The sequence below is a fragment of the Frankia sp. BMG5.60 genome, from assembly GCF_059428125.1.
The window spans coordinates 4,740,927-4,755,035 of the sequence record NZ_CM182091.1 but is presented as its reverse complement, the minus strand read 5'-3'; the positions used below and the strand labels follow the sequence as shown (position 1 = coordinate 4,755,035).

The following is a 14,109-nucleotide window of genomic DNA, read 5'->3' as shown; positions in this document are numbered from 1 at the left end:
CGCCTACGGCCTCGGTGGCCGGGAGCGGCGCCTTCCGATGCTCATGGCAGGCGTCGCGGGGACCCAGGTTCTGCTCCACATCACCTTCGCTCTCGCGCACCCGCACACGCATCGGGTGGGCGGCCACTTGATCGAGGCGCGGATGGTGTTCGCGCACGGTCTGGCGGCGGTGTGCGTCGCGGTGCTGCTGCGCCGCGCGGAGCGTGTGCTGTGGTCGGCGTCCGGGCTCCGTCCCCATGCGGTCCTGTTCCGTCTGTTCCGGCCGGTGGCGAATCGCGCCGTGCCCTCGGTCCCGCCAGTGCCACGCGTCGACGTCCGCCGACGGGCCCCCCGCCCCCACACCCGGCCACTTGGGCCATCCGCCCGTAGGCGTGGTCCGCCGCCGGGCCAGCCGGAGGTCGGTCGGACGGAGCGGTGTGCCACGGAATGCTCGCCGCTGCTTTTTGCCATGGCCTGACGAACGACACTCCGGCGCCCGAGAGACACGGAATCTCTGTGTTCCCGCTGCGCTGTGGGACCGTTTGGAAGGACTTACATGTTTCGCCTTTTTCGGCGTGTGGGCGTACTCGGCGTGGTTGCCGGCGCGGCCGTACTCGCCATGACAGTGCCGGCCTCCGCGCACGTCACCCTTCAGCCGTCCACGGCGTCCGCAGGTAGTTACGCCACGCTCTCGTTCAAGGTGCCGACCGAGGAGGACAACGCTTCCACCACCGGCATCGATGTTCAGTTCCCCGTGGACACGCCGCTCGCGTCGGTGTCGGTGCAGCCCAAGGCCGGCTGGACCTACAAGCTCGCGAAGGCGGCGCCGGCGAAGCCCCTGAGTACCGATGACGGCCAGGTGAGCGAGGTGGTCACCCGCATCACCTGGACGGCGCAGGGGAGTCAGGGGATCAAACCGGGGGAGTTTGACACGTTCACCGTCTCCGCCGGTCCGTTGCCGGACAAGGCCGGCCAGCTCACGTTCAAGACGCTGCAGACCTATTCGAACGGGGACGTGGTGCGGTGGGTCGATGTCGCGCAGCCTGGAGCCGGCGAACCGGAGAGGCCGGCGCCATCGCTGACGGTAACGGCAGCCGGGGCGGTCGCGGGTTCATCCACCGGCGGCCACGATTCGGTGTCGACGCAGAACGCCGCCGAAACCTCGCAGCCGGATGGCAGCGACGGGACCGCCCGCTGGCTCGGGATAGTCGGGGTGGTCCTGGGCGGGCTCGGTCTGCTGGCCGGTGCCTTCGCGCTCGTGACCTCCCGGCGGCGGGCGTAGCTCCGTGCGAAGAGTGATGGTGGTGACCATGGCCGTTCTGGCCATGGTCACCACCTCGATCGGGCTCGGGCTCGGCGTCGCGCCGGCGTCTGCTCATGCCCTGCTGACGGGCACCAGTCCGGCGGACGGCGCGGCGCTCGCCGCGGCGCCGACTCGAGTTGTGATCAGTTACAGCGAGTCGGTTCGGGTCTCGCGGGATTCCATCCGGGTACTCGATTCGGCCGGTGCCCGGGTCGACGACGGACAGGCGCGCTCGGGGCAGAAGGCGTCCCAGGCGATGGTTGCGCTGCGACCCAATCTGCCCAGGGGTACCTACGTGGCCAGCTGGCGGGTCATCTCTGCGGACAGTCACCCGATTTCCGGTGCCTTCGCCTTCGGCGTGGGCGGACCGCCGGAGGCCGGGGCTGCCAGTGCGGAGGCGGACACCTCCGGTTCGCGGACGGTCGGATTCCTGTTCGGTGTCGCGCGGTTCGCTGGTTACGCAGGTATCGGCGTTCTGCTGGGGGCCTGCTTCTTTCTGCTGATGCTGTGGCCGTTGGGGCTGCGGACGAGCGGTGCAGGCCAACTGGTGGCGGCGGCGTGGGGACTGTCGGCGCTCGCGGGGCTGGGGCAGCTACTCCTCCAGGGGCCCTATGCCGCCGGGCTGGGAGTGAGCGGGCTGGGCCGCTGGTCGGTGCTGTCGGCGACCCTGGAGGAGCGGTTCGGTCACCTGTTGCTGATCCGACTGCTTGCGCTCTGTCTCGCGGTTCCGCTGCTGCGCCGGATGCTCCGGATCGGCTCGCTGGATGTGTGGCGCACGTGCGAGCTGGCGGGTCTCGGCGTCGTGGTGGCGGTCACCCTGGCGGCGATCGGCCACGGCAGCGCGGGGGATCTGGTGTGGCTCGCGACGGCCAGCTTGACGGTGCACGTGCTTGGCATGTCCGTGTGGATCGGCGGGCTGGTCGTCATTGCGCTCTTCCTGGTCCGGCGGGCCGCGGCGGTGGAGCTGGCGGAGGTGCTTCCGCGTTGGTCGAGAGTGGCCGCCGTGGCCGTGGCCCTGATCGTGATCAGCGGCCTGTTCCAGAGCTGGCGGGAGATCGGGACGCTTCGAGCGGTCATCGACACCGGCTACGGGCGATTGCTGCTCTACAAGGTGTGGTTTGTCCTTGGCATGATCGCTCTCGGCGCCCTCGCCCAGCGCTGGGTGCGCCGCCACTATGCTGGTGATCATGCCGATGTCCGCTCCGGTCCGGATGGGACGGGGACGGGGACGGCGCCCAGCGTCGGCGCACTGACCGGGCTGCGGCGTGGTGTCGTTTCGGAGCTGGTCGTCGGGGCGGTGGTGCTGGGGCTCACCGCGACGCTGGTGAACATGGTTCCCGCACGCACCAGCTATGCACCGCCGTTCACCGGGACGGCGTTCGCCGGCCCGATGACGGTGAAGGTCCGGGTCGCTCCGACCAGGATCGGAGCCGAGTCGCTCGACGTGTACACCTGGGCGCCCAGTGGCAAGCCGCAGAAGCTGGTGCAGGCAAGCGCGGCGCTGTCCCTGCCGACCGCGGATCTTGGGCCGTTCGAGGTGCCGCTCGACCTGTCTGCGCCGGGGCACGCACGCAGCGACCGGGTGCAGGCGCCCTTGGCGGGGAAATGGCAGCTCCGGCTGACCCTGCGGATCAATGACTTCGACCAGTATGTGACGACGCTGTTCTACACCGTCCGCTGACGGGCGTCGGCTAGACGGAGACCGGTGCCGCCGCGGTGACGGGGCCGACGATTCGCCCGTCGGACTCGGACGGGCCGACGCCGGTCGAGCTGGTGCCTTCGGTCCTGCCAGTGCCCTCGGTACTCCGGGTGCCCTCGGTACTGCCGGTCCTCGGGCCCGCCGACGGCCGGGCGGATTGTTGTTGGGGGCTGGACGGGGCGGCTGGCGCGGACGGGGCATTTCCACCCGGCGGCGTCGTGGGGGGCGACACGGCGCTGGTTGGTGGCACGCTCACCAGCGGTGGGACGGTGGCTGTCGGCTGTGGCGCCTGTGCCCTCGGCGGGATCGTCGATGCGGAGGTCCCCGGGGTCCCAGGGGTCGGAGAGGTCGCAGCCGTTGTGGACGTAGCGGTGCTGGCCGGGAGCTTCGGCGGAGTGGTGCGCGGCGCCGTGGTCGATGGCACCGCCGAGGTTGCGTGGGGGCGGTTGGTGCTTGGCGCGGCGGAGGGCTCGGACCTGTGCACGTCTCGAGCGATCGGCTCCACGAGGCGGGGCCGTACCTCCCTGGGCGCCGCAGCCCGGCTGGTGAAGGCGCCGGCCACCGTCGGGACGACGGTGGGGCCAGCCGCGGTGCCCCCACTGGGGGCGGCGGGCGCGGTGGCGGGGCGAACCCTGTCGGGGGACCGCAGCGGACTCACCACCGCCACACCGTTCTCGGACATCAGACGGGGATCGGACGACGGCCAGTTCATCGCCGCGGTGAGACCGACCACGGCGACGACGACCGCCGCCGCGGCAGCCATCGCCGGCCGACTGCGCCAGTCCAGAGTTCCCCGGCCCAGCGCCGAAGCGGTGTCGGCGGGTTCGACCTCGGCGTCCATCCGCATCAGCGGCAGCGCGCGCACGGTGGCGGGGGCGATCAATGTCTCCGCGGCGTCGGACATGGGGATGGCCGCGGGCTCAGCCGGCGCCTTGACGAGGCTGATCTCTCGGGGCGCCGCAGGGGCGGCGGGCGGGGCGACTCGGCGGCTGGCGGCCGCGGCTTCTGCGACGGCGGCGGCGCGATCGAAGGTGCGGGCGAGACCCACCCGCAGGCTGGCGGGGGCCGGCACCACGGAGCCGACCAGGAGTTCCTCGGGCGGCACGCCGTGGGGCACCGGGATGCTGCGGGCCTGTGGGGACCCCGACCAGGCCAGGGCGCTGCCGCGGGCGAGTTCCAGCAGCCAGGACCGCAGCCGGGCCGGGTCGCTCAGCGGGTTGAGCCGGGTGCGGGCGACCAGGGCGAACGCCGTACCGGCGGCCGCCCGGGCCACCGTGGGATCACCAAGGATCAGCAGACACATGGAGAAGACATCGTCCGCGTAGAGATCGTAGAGGTCGTCGAACGCCTGCCGATCACCGCGTCGGACACGGGCCGCCAGGTCCGCGTCGTCGTCCATACTTTAGCTTCTCCCCGGTCGACTAACCGCGAGCCCGGAACGGATCGTGAGGTCAATGCTAGGAGGTGGGCCTCCCTAACGGGTGAACGTTGTGCGGATTTTGTTGTCGTCGATTCGACAGCGCGAATCGCTTGACCCGCACGTCGGTAGCGCTTTGATAGCTTTCGCCTACTTGTAGTCACTATGTTTGGCGATGCGCGTGGCCGAGGTTGGCATGTCCCGCCGGCGGACTAGTCAGAAAGACGGGCGGACGAATAGCCCGCCGACGGTCATGCCCCGAATTCCACGACCGATCGGGCCCAGCGGGCCTTCCACGCCGGCCCGGCCATTCGCGACCGTCCGCCGGATTGGCTCACGATTATTGCGGGGTCGGTATGTCGGCTCCGAAGCGGTACGACGGCGACGATCAGGGCGTTGCTCAGGGCCGTGATCAGGGCCGGGATCAGGAGGTCGGTGGCTGCTGGGCGAGCCGGGTCTTCACGGTGCCGGTCTGGCCGTTGCGGGTGTAGGTCACCTCGACCTCGTCCCCGATGGCGTGCGAGCGCACCGCCGCGATCAGGGAGTCGACGTCGCTGACGGCCCGGTCGCCGACCTTGGTGATCACGTCTCCGGGGCGCAGGCCGGCGCCTTGCGCGGGGCCGCCGGAGACCATCGACCGGATCTGCGCACCGGTCCCGCTGGACGCCGTCGAGCGCGTGTTCTCCGCCGCGGTCGACGCGGTGACGCCCAGGTAGGGATGCTGCGCGCGCCCGGTGGTGATGAGCTGGGTGGCCACAGATTCGGCGTAGTTGCCGGGGATCGCGAAACCGACGCCGATGTTGCCGGACTGCTGGCTGCCGCCGAACGGACCGCCCCCCCCGCCGCCGACGGTCGCGATCGCGCTGTTCACCCCGATGATCTCGCCGCGGCTGTTGACCAGCGGGCCGCCGGAGTTACCCGGGTTGATCGGCGCGTCGGTCTGGATCGCGTCGAGGACGGTGTTCTGCTGGTCCTGCACGGTCGAGTCGCCGGTGCGGACCGGTCGGTGCACGGCGCTGACGATGCCGGAGGTCACCGTGCCGTTCAGGCCGAGCGGGCTGCCGACCGCCACCACCAACTCGCCGATGCTCAACGAGTCGGAGTTGCCGAAGGTCGCCGCGGTCAGCCCCGAAGCGTTGATCTTGATGACGGCGAGGTCGGAGCTCGGGTCGGTCCCCACGACCTGCGCGTCGAAGGTGCGGCCGTCCTGCAGGGTGACCGTGAGGGTGCCGCCGTCGGAGGCGCCCGAGACGACGTGGTTGTTCGTCAGGATGTGGCCGTCCGAGCGAATGATCGTCCCGGAACCGGTGCCCGCCTCGCTGCTCGACTCCTCGGAGATCGTCACCACGCTGGGGAGGATCTTCTGCGCCGCCGCGGCGACGGTGCCGGAGGCCGCTGGGGATGTCCCGCCGGAGCTGTCGCTGCTGCGTTCGAGCCCGGCGGTGGTCACGACCGTGTTCCCGCTGTCGTTGTCGGCGACAAGGGCGCCGACGCCACCCCCGATGCCGGCGGAGACGAGGGCGATGGCGAGCCCCGCGGCCACCAGTCGGCGCCGCCGCCAGGGCGGCGGGGAGGCTGTCGCCGTCGCGAGTCGGCTGCCGTGGATGTCATACGTGGTAGGAGGAATGCCCCCACCGGGAGCGCCCCACTGGCCGCCCCACGGCTGCCCCCCCGCCGGTGGACCGGGCGGCTGAGCAGGACCGTGCGGCCCGCCCGGGCCGCCGGCTCCCGGGGCGCCCGGAGTGCCCGGGCCGTAGGGACCGCTCACCCCGCCGGGACCGGCGTTCGCCCTGACGACGCTCTGGCCCGGGCCGCCCTGCCCCGGGCCGCCCTGCCCCGGGCCGCCCTGCCCCGGACCCGGGCTGGGCTGGCCCCAGGACCCGGACGCGAGACCGCCCGTGTTGAACGGCGCCGTCTGGCCGGGGCCGGCGGCCGGGTGGATCGGCGCCGGGGCGCCGTAGGGCGCCCCGGGCGGGCCGGAGGGCGATGACGTCACGGGACGGTCGGGCGCGGAGCTGCCGGGGCCGGCCGGGTAGGGCTGTTCTGCCCGGGACCCGAATGCGCCTTCGGCGGGTGGGGCCCAGGGGGACGGCGAGTCGTGCCCGGCGCCGGACTCCTCCCGGCCGCTGTCCGCCTGAGCGTCCTCGGCGCCGCTGCTGAAGGGGAGACGCGGTGTCATGGTAGGCACTTTCCCTTGCGAGCCTGAGCGATTCCTGAATGCCGACCAACGTTCGGGTAAGCGATCGACACGATGGATCGGTGCGGAGTCCCTCCGCGATCGACCGGGTCAGGAGGTAGGACGGCGTTCCGCCAGTAGATCACGAATCTCGGTGAGCAGGCGTGCCTCATCGGTCAGCACCAGGTCCTCCTCGGGCGGGATCTGGCCCCGGGCGCGCCGGTCGTTGATGGTCTTCAGGGGGAGCACCACGACGAAGTAGATCACAGTCGCCACGGAGAGGAAGGCGATGACACTGTTGATGAACTCTCCGTAGCGAAAGACGCTGCCGTTAAGCGTGAACGTGAGGGCCGAGAAGTCCGGCTTGCCGAAGATCGCCGCGATCAACGGGGTGAAGATGGTCTTCACCAGCGACGTCACAACGGCGGTGAATGCGGTGCCGACCACCACGGCGACCGCGAGGTCGACCACGTTCCCCCGCATCAGGAACTGCTTGAAGCCCTTCAACGACGATCCCCCCATCGGGCGCCTAGTGCGCCATGGGAGGATATCGCCCCAGGTCGGTGGTATCCGGCCCGGCCCCTATGCCCATGACGGGCTGTTGTCAACTAGGCGCGCGCTACGTGTCGGCAACTCCGTGGTACACCGGTGGGACGAACGAATGTGTGCGGGGGCTCGGGATCGGAGGTCGTCTGGTGACGGACGGTGCGCGACGGGCCGAGTGGGACGACGACCACAACCAGCCCGCCTACCGTCGGCCCGGGGGAAGCCTCCCGCCGCGCGGGCCTTACCCGCCGGCCGATCCAGCATCCCACCCGGCCGCGGCCGCGGGATATGGCGGTCAACCCGCCCCTGGCGGTCACGGCGGCCCGCCCGCCGCCGGTGGCTATGGCGGCCCGCCTGCTCCCGGTGGCTATGGCGATCGGCCTGCCGCCGGTGGCTATGGCGGTCCGCCTGCCTCCGGTGGTTACGGCCACCGGCCGCCGGCCGCGAGCTATGGGACGGAGACCGGCTCCTACGACCCCGGCGGCCTGCCGACCGGTTCCTATGTCCCCGGGGGTGCGGGCGGCGAATTCGGGCCCGCGGACGGCGCGGGAGACGATCCGTACGGTCGAGGCCGCCGCCCGCAGGGCCGAGACGACGGCCCGGGCCCGGCCGGCTCCGCAACCTCCATGCGCAGGGCGCTCGTCCCGCCGGTCGGCGATCGGCGGATGGCGGGCGAGCCCGGCGGCCCGACGGCGCGGTCGGGTGCCGCCACCGGGACGACGGGCCGACACGCGGTCGTGCGGTCGCGGCCGGTCCGCGCGGCCGGAGCGGATGATCCGGCCCCCGACGGGGAACCGGCGGGGCGGCCCGGCCGCTCGGGTCACGCCGGCCCGCGGGATCGGACGACCCCGCCGGGGTTCGGGTCCGGCGGTGGCCAGGCCGACGACGGCCCGCCGCCCGGCGCTGGCAGGCGGGCAGGCCGCCCCGGGAGCGGGGGCAGGCCCGGAGGCACCGGCGCGCGGGCACGCTTCGCCGCACCCGAGGGCGTCGAGGACACCCGCCTCGACCGGTCGCGCCCGCGCCGGCCGGCGCCTGGTTCCGGCGACGACCACAACGATCCTGGTCGCTCCGACCGGCCCGCGGGCGCGGCACGCCCGTCCCGGGCACAGCGCTCGGGCGGCCAGGGACAGGCCGGCGCCGGCGGCCCCACCGCCGGTCGGGGTGGCGAGCGGCCACCGGACTCGCCACCCACCATGATCAGGAAGCGCACGGGGCCGCATCGAGCTGGCGGCGATCGGGCTTCCGCGCAGCGCCGCTCGGGGGGTCCCCTCACGGCGGCGATGGAGCGCGACTTCCCCGAGCCCGACGACGTCAACGACCTCGACGAGGCCGACGAACTCGACGGTCGCCGCGATGGTGGCGGTGCCGACTCCATGTCCTTCCTGCACCGTCTCGGCGTCGCGCTGGTGGTGCTGGCGGTCGCGCTCGGGGTGGGGGTCGGTGCGGGCGTCGTGTGGGAGAAGGTGCGCCCCAGCGGCCGCACCGCCACGGACGCGCCCGCGGTGCCGTCCCCGTCAGCCTCCGCTGGCGCCAGCGCGCCGGCGGCGACCGGGCCGGGCGCGTCCGCCGCCGCGAGCACCGGCCAACCGGCCGCGGGGCAGATCGCCGTGCCGGCGGACTGGGCCCCGTACACGGACCCGTTGCAGAAGGCGACCTTCTCCCACCCGCCGGTGTGGAAGCAGCGTCGCGACAACACCGGCATCTTCTACGGTGAGCCCGGCACCGTCTCGGACTACGGCCCGCAGATGATCGGGGTCGCCCGGATCGCCGGCGCTGACCAGACGGCGGCGCTCACGCACGTCCAGGCGGGCGAGTTCGACGCGGTCTCGGGGCTGACGAAGGAGCGTTCAGGCCCGGCGACGGACACCAGCGGCCAGCCGACCCAGGAGCTGGCCGGTTCCTACGACCGTGAGGGCCAGCGCGTGTCCTACCTGATGCGGACGGTCGCGGCGGATGGCGCCGTCTACGTGCTCATCGCGAGGGTCTCGACCAGCGCGGCCGCCACGCTGAACACGCTGATGGGTGCCTTGCGCGCGTCGTTCTCCCCGGCTGCCTGACGGGCGTTCGCCGTCACATCCGGGGCCCGGGGCGGGCCGACCGCGCCGGCGCCAGCAGGTTCCAGATCACCCCGGTGGTGGCGAAGGAGTTCGGTCCGGTGGCGGGCGGCCAGCCGTGGGCCATCGAGGGCAGCAGGTACTGGACGACTCGGGCCGAGGATGCGCACCGGGCCTCGCGGCGGACGGCCACCGGTGCGGCCGTCACGGGCACGGCAGGGGGGCCGGCGGGGGCGGCCAGACCGTCGGGCAGCGGTGTCGGCGTCCCGGAGGGCGGTGTCGGCACCGCGGAGGGCGGTGTCGGCGTCGGCGCTGCGGACGAGCCGGTGGCCACCCCGGGCTGCTGCCCGGCGGACAGGCCGATGGGTGACTCCGCGGCGTGCCAGGGCACCCCGGTGGAGTCGGTGAGGATCGTGTCGCCGGGTTGGCTGGGCAGCGGGCACTGGTCCACCGCGCGGAACGGCGCCATGCTCTCCTCGACCGGCGTGATCGCCGTCTGCAGCACCGGTGACCACTGCGAGCCCAGGTAGGGGACGTGACCGTCTGCTCCGCCGTGCACGACGACGACGGTCAGCGGGGCCGCCGGCTGGCACTGCGCCACCTGCCGGCTCGCCGCCACCACGGCGATGCCGGCGAGTTCGTCGCCGTGCTCGCAGGCGTACCGGTAGGCGAGCATCCCGCCGTTGGACAGGCCGATCAGGCTGACGCGCGTGCGATCGATCGGGTAGTTCTCACTCAGGTGGGCGATCAGGGCGCGCAGCCAGTCGACGTCGTCCGTATTATTGATCTTTGCGGTGTCGCAGCAGGTGCCGGCGTTCCAGGCCTTGCCGATCCCGTCCGGGTAGACGACGGCGAGGCCCGCGGTGCGGGCGAGGCCGTCGAGATCCCAGTGCGCCTTGGGGTCGGTGCCGTCGTAGTGCAGGCTGTGCAGCGCCACGATCAGCGGGTACGGCCGGGGCGTGCCGGGCGGCGGCAGCGTGATGCGGATCGGCATGCCGCGGCCGGACCGCTCGAACGCGTCTGGCCCGGTGGTCGGCGTCGCGGTCGGGGCGGTCTCGGGGACCACACTGCCGCGACGGGTTCCGCTCAACCCGCTACAGCCAGTTACAGCCAGTATCACGGGGAGCAGGAAGGTGAGGAGCCAGACCGCGGTGACGCGGCGGCGACGAACGGCCGGCACGGTGGCCATTCTGACCCGCCGGGCGCGGGCTGGGCGTCACCGGTGCCGGTGATTACTCTTCGTGTTGGAACTACTACGAGCGAGGTCGCCCTCCGGGGCGCGGACCACATTGAGGCGGGGGCGCTCCGCCGCGGCCGGCGGCGCCCAACGGCCGGCCGGACGCGCCGGGGGAGCCGGGGTGCTCTCCGCGGCGGTGCGGTAGCGGTCGAATGCCTCCTGGGCGCGACTCTCCAGGTCGTCGACGAGCGCCAGCGACTCGCGCACCCGACGTTCTCCCGCGGGACCGGCGGCGAGCAGGTCCGACAGACAGTTGTCCACCGCGCGCCGCGCCGCCAGCCAGCCGAGGAGCAGTCGGGAACGCTCCATGTCCGAAAGCTCCTCCACCGAGATGTCCCTCCGCTCGCCACTCGTGACGTTGATGAGGTTCCTGCCGCGAAGATCGGTCATGTGGAGATCGATCGGCGGGTCTCCTGGCTGGGTCAGGTGTCTGGATGCAGGTGTCCGGGTCAGGTGCCCGGGTCCGGGCGGTATGGGCGGTTCAGGTCCACGACCGGCATTGACATCCCGTCCTCTCCCAGAGTGCCCCACCCAGGGGCCGAACGCGCCGTAGTTCGCCTAACGCACACCCACTGGTCCCTGCGTGACGGTAGAGGCGGGAGCGAGCCACAGGCTACGGGGGTCCCTCCGGTCGGGGCCGGTCGGCGGGCCGGGACGGGTCGTTCGGCCGTGGCGGCGAGGCGGATGCCGAGGTCCGGTCGGGCGCGGCGGGTTCGAAGGGGACCTGTTCACCCGGCGGCGGGATCGACGGGCGGGGCGCGGTGGCGGCGACCGCTCCCGAAGCCGGGGCCGGGATCGACGGCGTCACCGGGCCGGCGGTCGGATCGGGTTCGACCGGCACGTCCGGGTCGGCGGCCAGCTCCGCGGGCTCCGGCCCGCTGCCTCCCGGCCCGGCGGCGTCGACGTACGAACCTTCCCCCTCGGCGGGGTCCCTGCCGGCGGCGTATCTGTCGGTAGCGGATCGGTCGACGGAGGGTGGGTTGGCGAGGCCTGAGCCGCCGAGGTCCGCGCCGGCGAGGTCCGCGCCGGCGAGGTCCGCGCCGGCCATGTCCACGTCGGCGGGGCGCACGTCGGCTGGGTCTGCGCCAATCAGGTCCGGGTTGCCACGCTCCGGGACGCCGGGGTCGCCGGGGTCGGCGGCGCTGGGGTCGGCCGTGCTGGGGCCCGGGTTGGCGGGACGGGGGTCGGGGTGGCGTGCGCGCCAGGTCAGCCGAGCCTGGGCGGCGGTGTCCTCGGCATGTTCGAGGATCTCCTCCCAGCGAAGCTGCATGGGGCGGACGAGGCCCCCGCCGACCCCGACCACGATCACCCCGGTCAGGGTGGCGAGGACAGCCCAGAGCACGGGCGTCGTGACCGAGGTCGCGAGGCCCACCTCGTCGAGCCCGGCCTTGCCGAACCCGATCACGAGCACGGCGGCCACCGTGTTGCCGGCCGCGCGCGCATAGCTGAGTTCCCGCAGCGCCTCGCGCACGAAGGTCCGGGCGAGCCGGGCGAGGCTGACCCCGATCGCGATGATCACGGTGGCGAGCATGGTGTGCAGCAGCAGCGCGAGCAGGTCGGTGACGGTGTCCTCGGCGGCGCTCGGGCCGAAGACCCCCACGGCGACGCGCAGAACCGCGAGCAGGCCGAGCGCGGTGAGCACCCGCATCGCGCCCGTGCGAACGTCCGCGGCCGGCCGACGCAGCAGAGCCGGCAGGCCGCACCGGTCAAGGACCCCATCGATTCCCAGCCGGGTCGCCAGGGCGGTCAGCAGGCGTGCCCCGGCCCGGACCAGCAGGCCGCCGAACAGGCAGATCGCGAGGAAGACGCCGATCTTCGGCCCGGTTTCCGCGATGCGGGACCAGGCGTCCGAGAAGCCGCGATCCCACGCGATGGCGACGGTCACCTGCACTCGCCGATTATAAGCTCACAGTAGTCTTCCAATGACGCACAGCTATAGATCGGCGGGTCCTTTGGGCGTCGTCCCGCGCTGCCGCGGGGAGGGCCGGGCGCCGGTCTACCGTCCGGTCGCATGACGGTGTCGGTCTGCTGGCTGCGGCGGGATCTGCGACTGAGCGACAACCCGGCGCTGCGCGCGGCGGCGGACGGGGTCGACGAGGTGCTGGTGCTGTTCGTCCTGGACGACGTGCTGCGCCGCCCGGCTGGGCCGGTCCGGCTCGCGTTCCTGTACCGCTGCCTGCGGGAGCTGGACGACCGGCTGGGCGGCCGGCTGTGCGTGCGCGTTGGCGATCCGGCGGACGTCGTCCCCGCGGTCGCGCGGGCCGTCGACGCGCGCCGGGTGCACATCGCCGCGGACTACGGGCCCTACGGGCGGCGTCGCGACGGCGAGGTCGAGCAGGCGCTGCGCGCCGACGGCCGAGAGCTCGTCCGGACCGGGTCGCCGTACGCGGTCGCGCCGGGCCGGCTGGCCACGGCGGGCGGAACGCCGTTCCGCGTCTACACGCCGTTCTACCGGGCGTGGAAGGAGCATGGCTGGCGCCGCCCGATCGGCGAGCCGGCCGGCGCGCGCTGGGCACGGTTGGCCTCGGACGGCATCCCGGCCGATCCGGACCTCGGGGGTACCCGGCTGCCCGCGGCGGGCGAGAAGGCCGCGCGCGAGCGGCTGGCCGAGTTCCTGCACGGCTCGCTGACCGGCTACGCCGAACGACGCGATGTGCCTGGGCAGGACACCACCTCGCGGCTGTCGCCCTACCTGAAGTACGGCTGCATCCATCCGCGGACGATCCTCGCCGAGCTCGACCGAGCCACCTCCCCCGCGTCGACGGCTCCCCCCGCGTCGACGGCCCCCCCTTCGTCGACGGGGTCCGGGGGGAGGGAACAGGCGGCCGGCCGGGAGCGTGACGCCGAGAAGTTCCGGTCGGAGCTGGCGTGGCGGGAGTTCTACGCCGAGGTGCTCGCGGCGAATCCCGCATCGGCGCGGGCGGATCTGACCGGCGCGCTGGCCGACATGGCATACGACCCGCCGGAGGCCGGATTCGAGGCCTGGAAGTGGGGGCAGACGGGGTTCCCCATCGTCGACGCGGGCATGCGCCAGTTGCTCGCCGAGGGCTGGGTGCCCAACCGGGTGCGCATGATCGAGGCGTCGTTCGTGTGCAAGGACCTGCACGTCCACTGGACCCACGGGGCGCGGTGGTTCCTCGACCATCTCGTCGACGGAGAGCTGGCGTCGAACCATCACGGCTGGCAGTGGACGGCCGGTACGGGTACAGACGCCGCACCGTACTTCCGGGTGTTCAACCCGGTGTCGCAGGGCCGCACGTACGACCCGGACGGGACCTACGTGCGCCGGTGGATACCGCAGTTGCGTGACGTGCCGGGGGCGAAGGTGCACGAGCCGTGGACGCTGCCCGGCGGCCCGCCCGCGGGGTATCCGGCACCGGTGGTCGACCATGCCACCGAGCGGCGGGAGGCGCTGGCCCGTTACGAGGCGGCCCGCCGCCGCGGCTGAGCCGGCTCGGACAGCTCCGCACTCGAGAAGCGGAGTCGGTCATCGTTCGGATCTTTTAGCGGATAGATGGCTTGCCCGCAAGCGCGACACGTGTCGCGAATCCGACAGGCGGGTTGTGCGGTCCGATGGGTACGGCGGGCGGGGATTGGCCACCCTTGTTCCAGGGCAGGGAGTGTGTGGGCAGGGATCTCCCGCTCGAAGCCCGGTGGAGAAGTGACGGGCTCCGCCGGAGGTGGTCGCGCCCGCGTGG

At 72.9% G+C, this 14,109-nt stretch carries 10 protein-coding genes; 4 read left to right on the top strand and 6 right to left on the bottom strand.

Features of this window, described 5'->3' with window-relative positions:
• Positions 1-535 precede the first annotated feature (535 nt).
• Both AC5R91_RS19550 and AC5R91_RS19545 read left to right on the top strand, forming a co-directional pair.
• The gene (locus AC5R91_RS19550; protein ID WP_495398007.1) at positions 536-1,261 is read left to right on the top strand and encodes a YcnI family copper-binding membrane protein; all 726 of its coding nucleotides are present in this window, start codon (positions 536-538) and stop codon (positions 1,259-1,261) included.
• A 28-nt stretch (positions 1,262-1,289) separates the two neighbouring features.
• Positions 1,290-2,963 (top strand): copper resistance CopC/CopD family protein, encoded by a 1,674-nt coding sequence (locus tag AC5R91_RS19545; protein WP_495392779.1) that lies wholly within the window; start codon positions 1,290-1,292, stop codon positions 2,961-2,963.
• 10 nt (positions 2,964-2,973) lie between these two features.
• Here AC5R91_RS19545 and AC5R91_RS19540 read toward each other — a convergent pair whose 3' ends face one another.
• The 3 genes from AC5R91_RS19540 to mscL all read right to left on the bottom strand — a co-directional run bounded on the left by AC5R91_RS19540 (position 2,974) and on the right by mscL (position 7,081).
• On the bottom strand, positions 2,974-4,380 hold the full coding sequence (locus AC5R91_RS19540; RefSeq protein ID WP_495392778.1) for an RNA polymerase sigma factor: 1,407 nt from the start codon (positions 4,378-4,380) through the stop codon (positions 2,974-2,976).
• 442 nt (positions 4,381-4,822) lie between these two features.
• On the bottom strand, positions 4,823-6,577 hold the full coding sequence (locus AC5R91_RS19535; protein WP_495392777.1) for a S1C family serine protease: 1,755 nt from the start codon (positions 6,575-6,577) through the stop codon (positions 4,823-4,825).
• Positions 6,578-6,685: 108 nt separating this feature from the next.
• Positions 6,686-7,081 (bottom strand): large conductance mechanosensitive channel protein MscL, encoded by a 396-nt coding sequence (gene mscL / locus AC5R91_RS19530; RefSeq protein ID WP_495392776.1) that lies wholly within the window; start codon positions 7,079-7,081, stop codon positions 6,686-6,688.
• Between the two features lie 1,319 nt (positions 7,082-8,400).
• Here mscL and AC5R91_RS19525 point away from each other — a divergent pair.
• Positions 8,401-9,177 carry an LpqN/LpqT family lipoprotein gene (locus AC5R91_RS19525; RefSeq protein ID WP_495392775.1) on the top strand — a complete coding sequence of 259 codons (777 nt, stop codon included), beginning with the start codon at positions 8,401-8,403 and terminating at the stop codon, positions 9,175-9,177.
• Positions 9,178-9,190: 13 nt separating this feature from the next.
• Here the strand turns inward: AC5R91_RS19525 and AC5R91_RS19520 are convergent, their stop codons facing one another.
• The 3 genes from AC5R91_RS19520 to AC5R91_RS19510 all read right to left on the bottom strand — a co-directional run bounded on the left by AC5R91_RS19520 (position 9,191) and on the right by AC5R91_RS19510 (position 12,296).
• On the bottom strand, positions 9,191-10,363 hold the full coding sequence (locus AC5R91_RS19520; protein ID WP_495392774.1) for a CE1 family esterase: 1,173 nt from the start codon (positions 10,361-10,363) through the stop codon (positions 9,191-9,193).
• 27 nt (positions 10,364-10,390) lie between these two features.
• Entirely contained in the window at positions 10,391-10,801 is a 411-nt protein-coding gene (locus AC5R91_RS19515) for a hypothetical protein (RefSeq protein WP_495392773.1), read from the bottom strand.
• A 223-nt stretch (positions 10,802-11,024) separates the two neighbouring features.
• Entirely contained in the window at positions 11,025-12,296 is a 1,272-nt protein-coding gene (locus AC5R91_RS19510; protein WP_495392772.1) for a mechanosensitive ion channel family protein, read from the bottom strand.
• A 126-nt stretch (positions 12,297-12,422) separates the two neighbouring features.
• Here AC5R91_RS19510 and AC5R91_RS19505 point away from each other — a divergent pair, with 126 nt between their 5' ends.
• Positions 12,423-13,859, top strand: coding sequence for a cryptochrome/photolyase family protein (locus tag AC5R91_RS19505; protein WP_495392771.1), 1,437 nt, complete (start codon positions 12,423-12,425; stop codon positions 13,857-13,859).
• Positions 13,860-14,109 lie beyond the last annotated feature (250 nt).

Excerpts from the sequence above, each read along its gene's own strand:
- AC5R91_RS19550 (WP_495398007.1), top strand. The coding sequence starts at position 536 with ATGTTTCGCCTTTTTCGGCGTGTGGGCGTACTCGGCGTGGTTGCCGGC.
- AC5R91_RS19545 (WP_495392779.1), top strand. The coding sequence starts at position 1,290 with ATGGCCGTTCTGGCCATGGTCACCACCTCGATCGGGCTCGGGCTCGGC.
- AC5R91_RS19540 (WP_495392778.1), bottom strand. The coding sequence starts at position 4,380 with ATGGACGACGACGCGGACCTGGCGGCCCGTGTCCGACGCGGTGATCGG.
- AC5R91_RS19535 (WP_495392777.1), bottom strand. The coding sequence starts at position 6,577 with ATGACACCGCGTCTCCCCTTCAGCAGCGGCGCCGAGGACGCTCAGGCG.
- AC5R91_RS19525 (WP_495392775.1), top strand. The coding sequence starts at position 8,401 with ATGGAGCGCGACTTCCCCGAGCCCGACGACGTCAACGACCTCGACGAG.
- AC5R91_RS19520 (WP_495392774.1), bottom strand. The coding sequence starts at position 10,363 with ATGGCCACCGTGCCGGCCGTTCGTCGCCGCCGCGTCACCGCGGTCTGG.
- AC5R91_RS19515 (WP_495392773.1), bottom strand. The coding sequence starts at position 10,801 with ATGACCGATCTTCGCGGCAGGAACCTCATCAACGTCACGAGTGGCGAG.
- AC5R91_RS19505 (WP_495392771.1), top strand. The coding sequence starts at position 12,423 with ATGACGGTGTCGGTCTGCTGGCTGCGGCGGGATCTGCGACTGAGCGAC.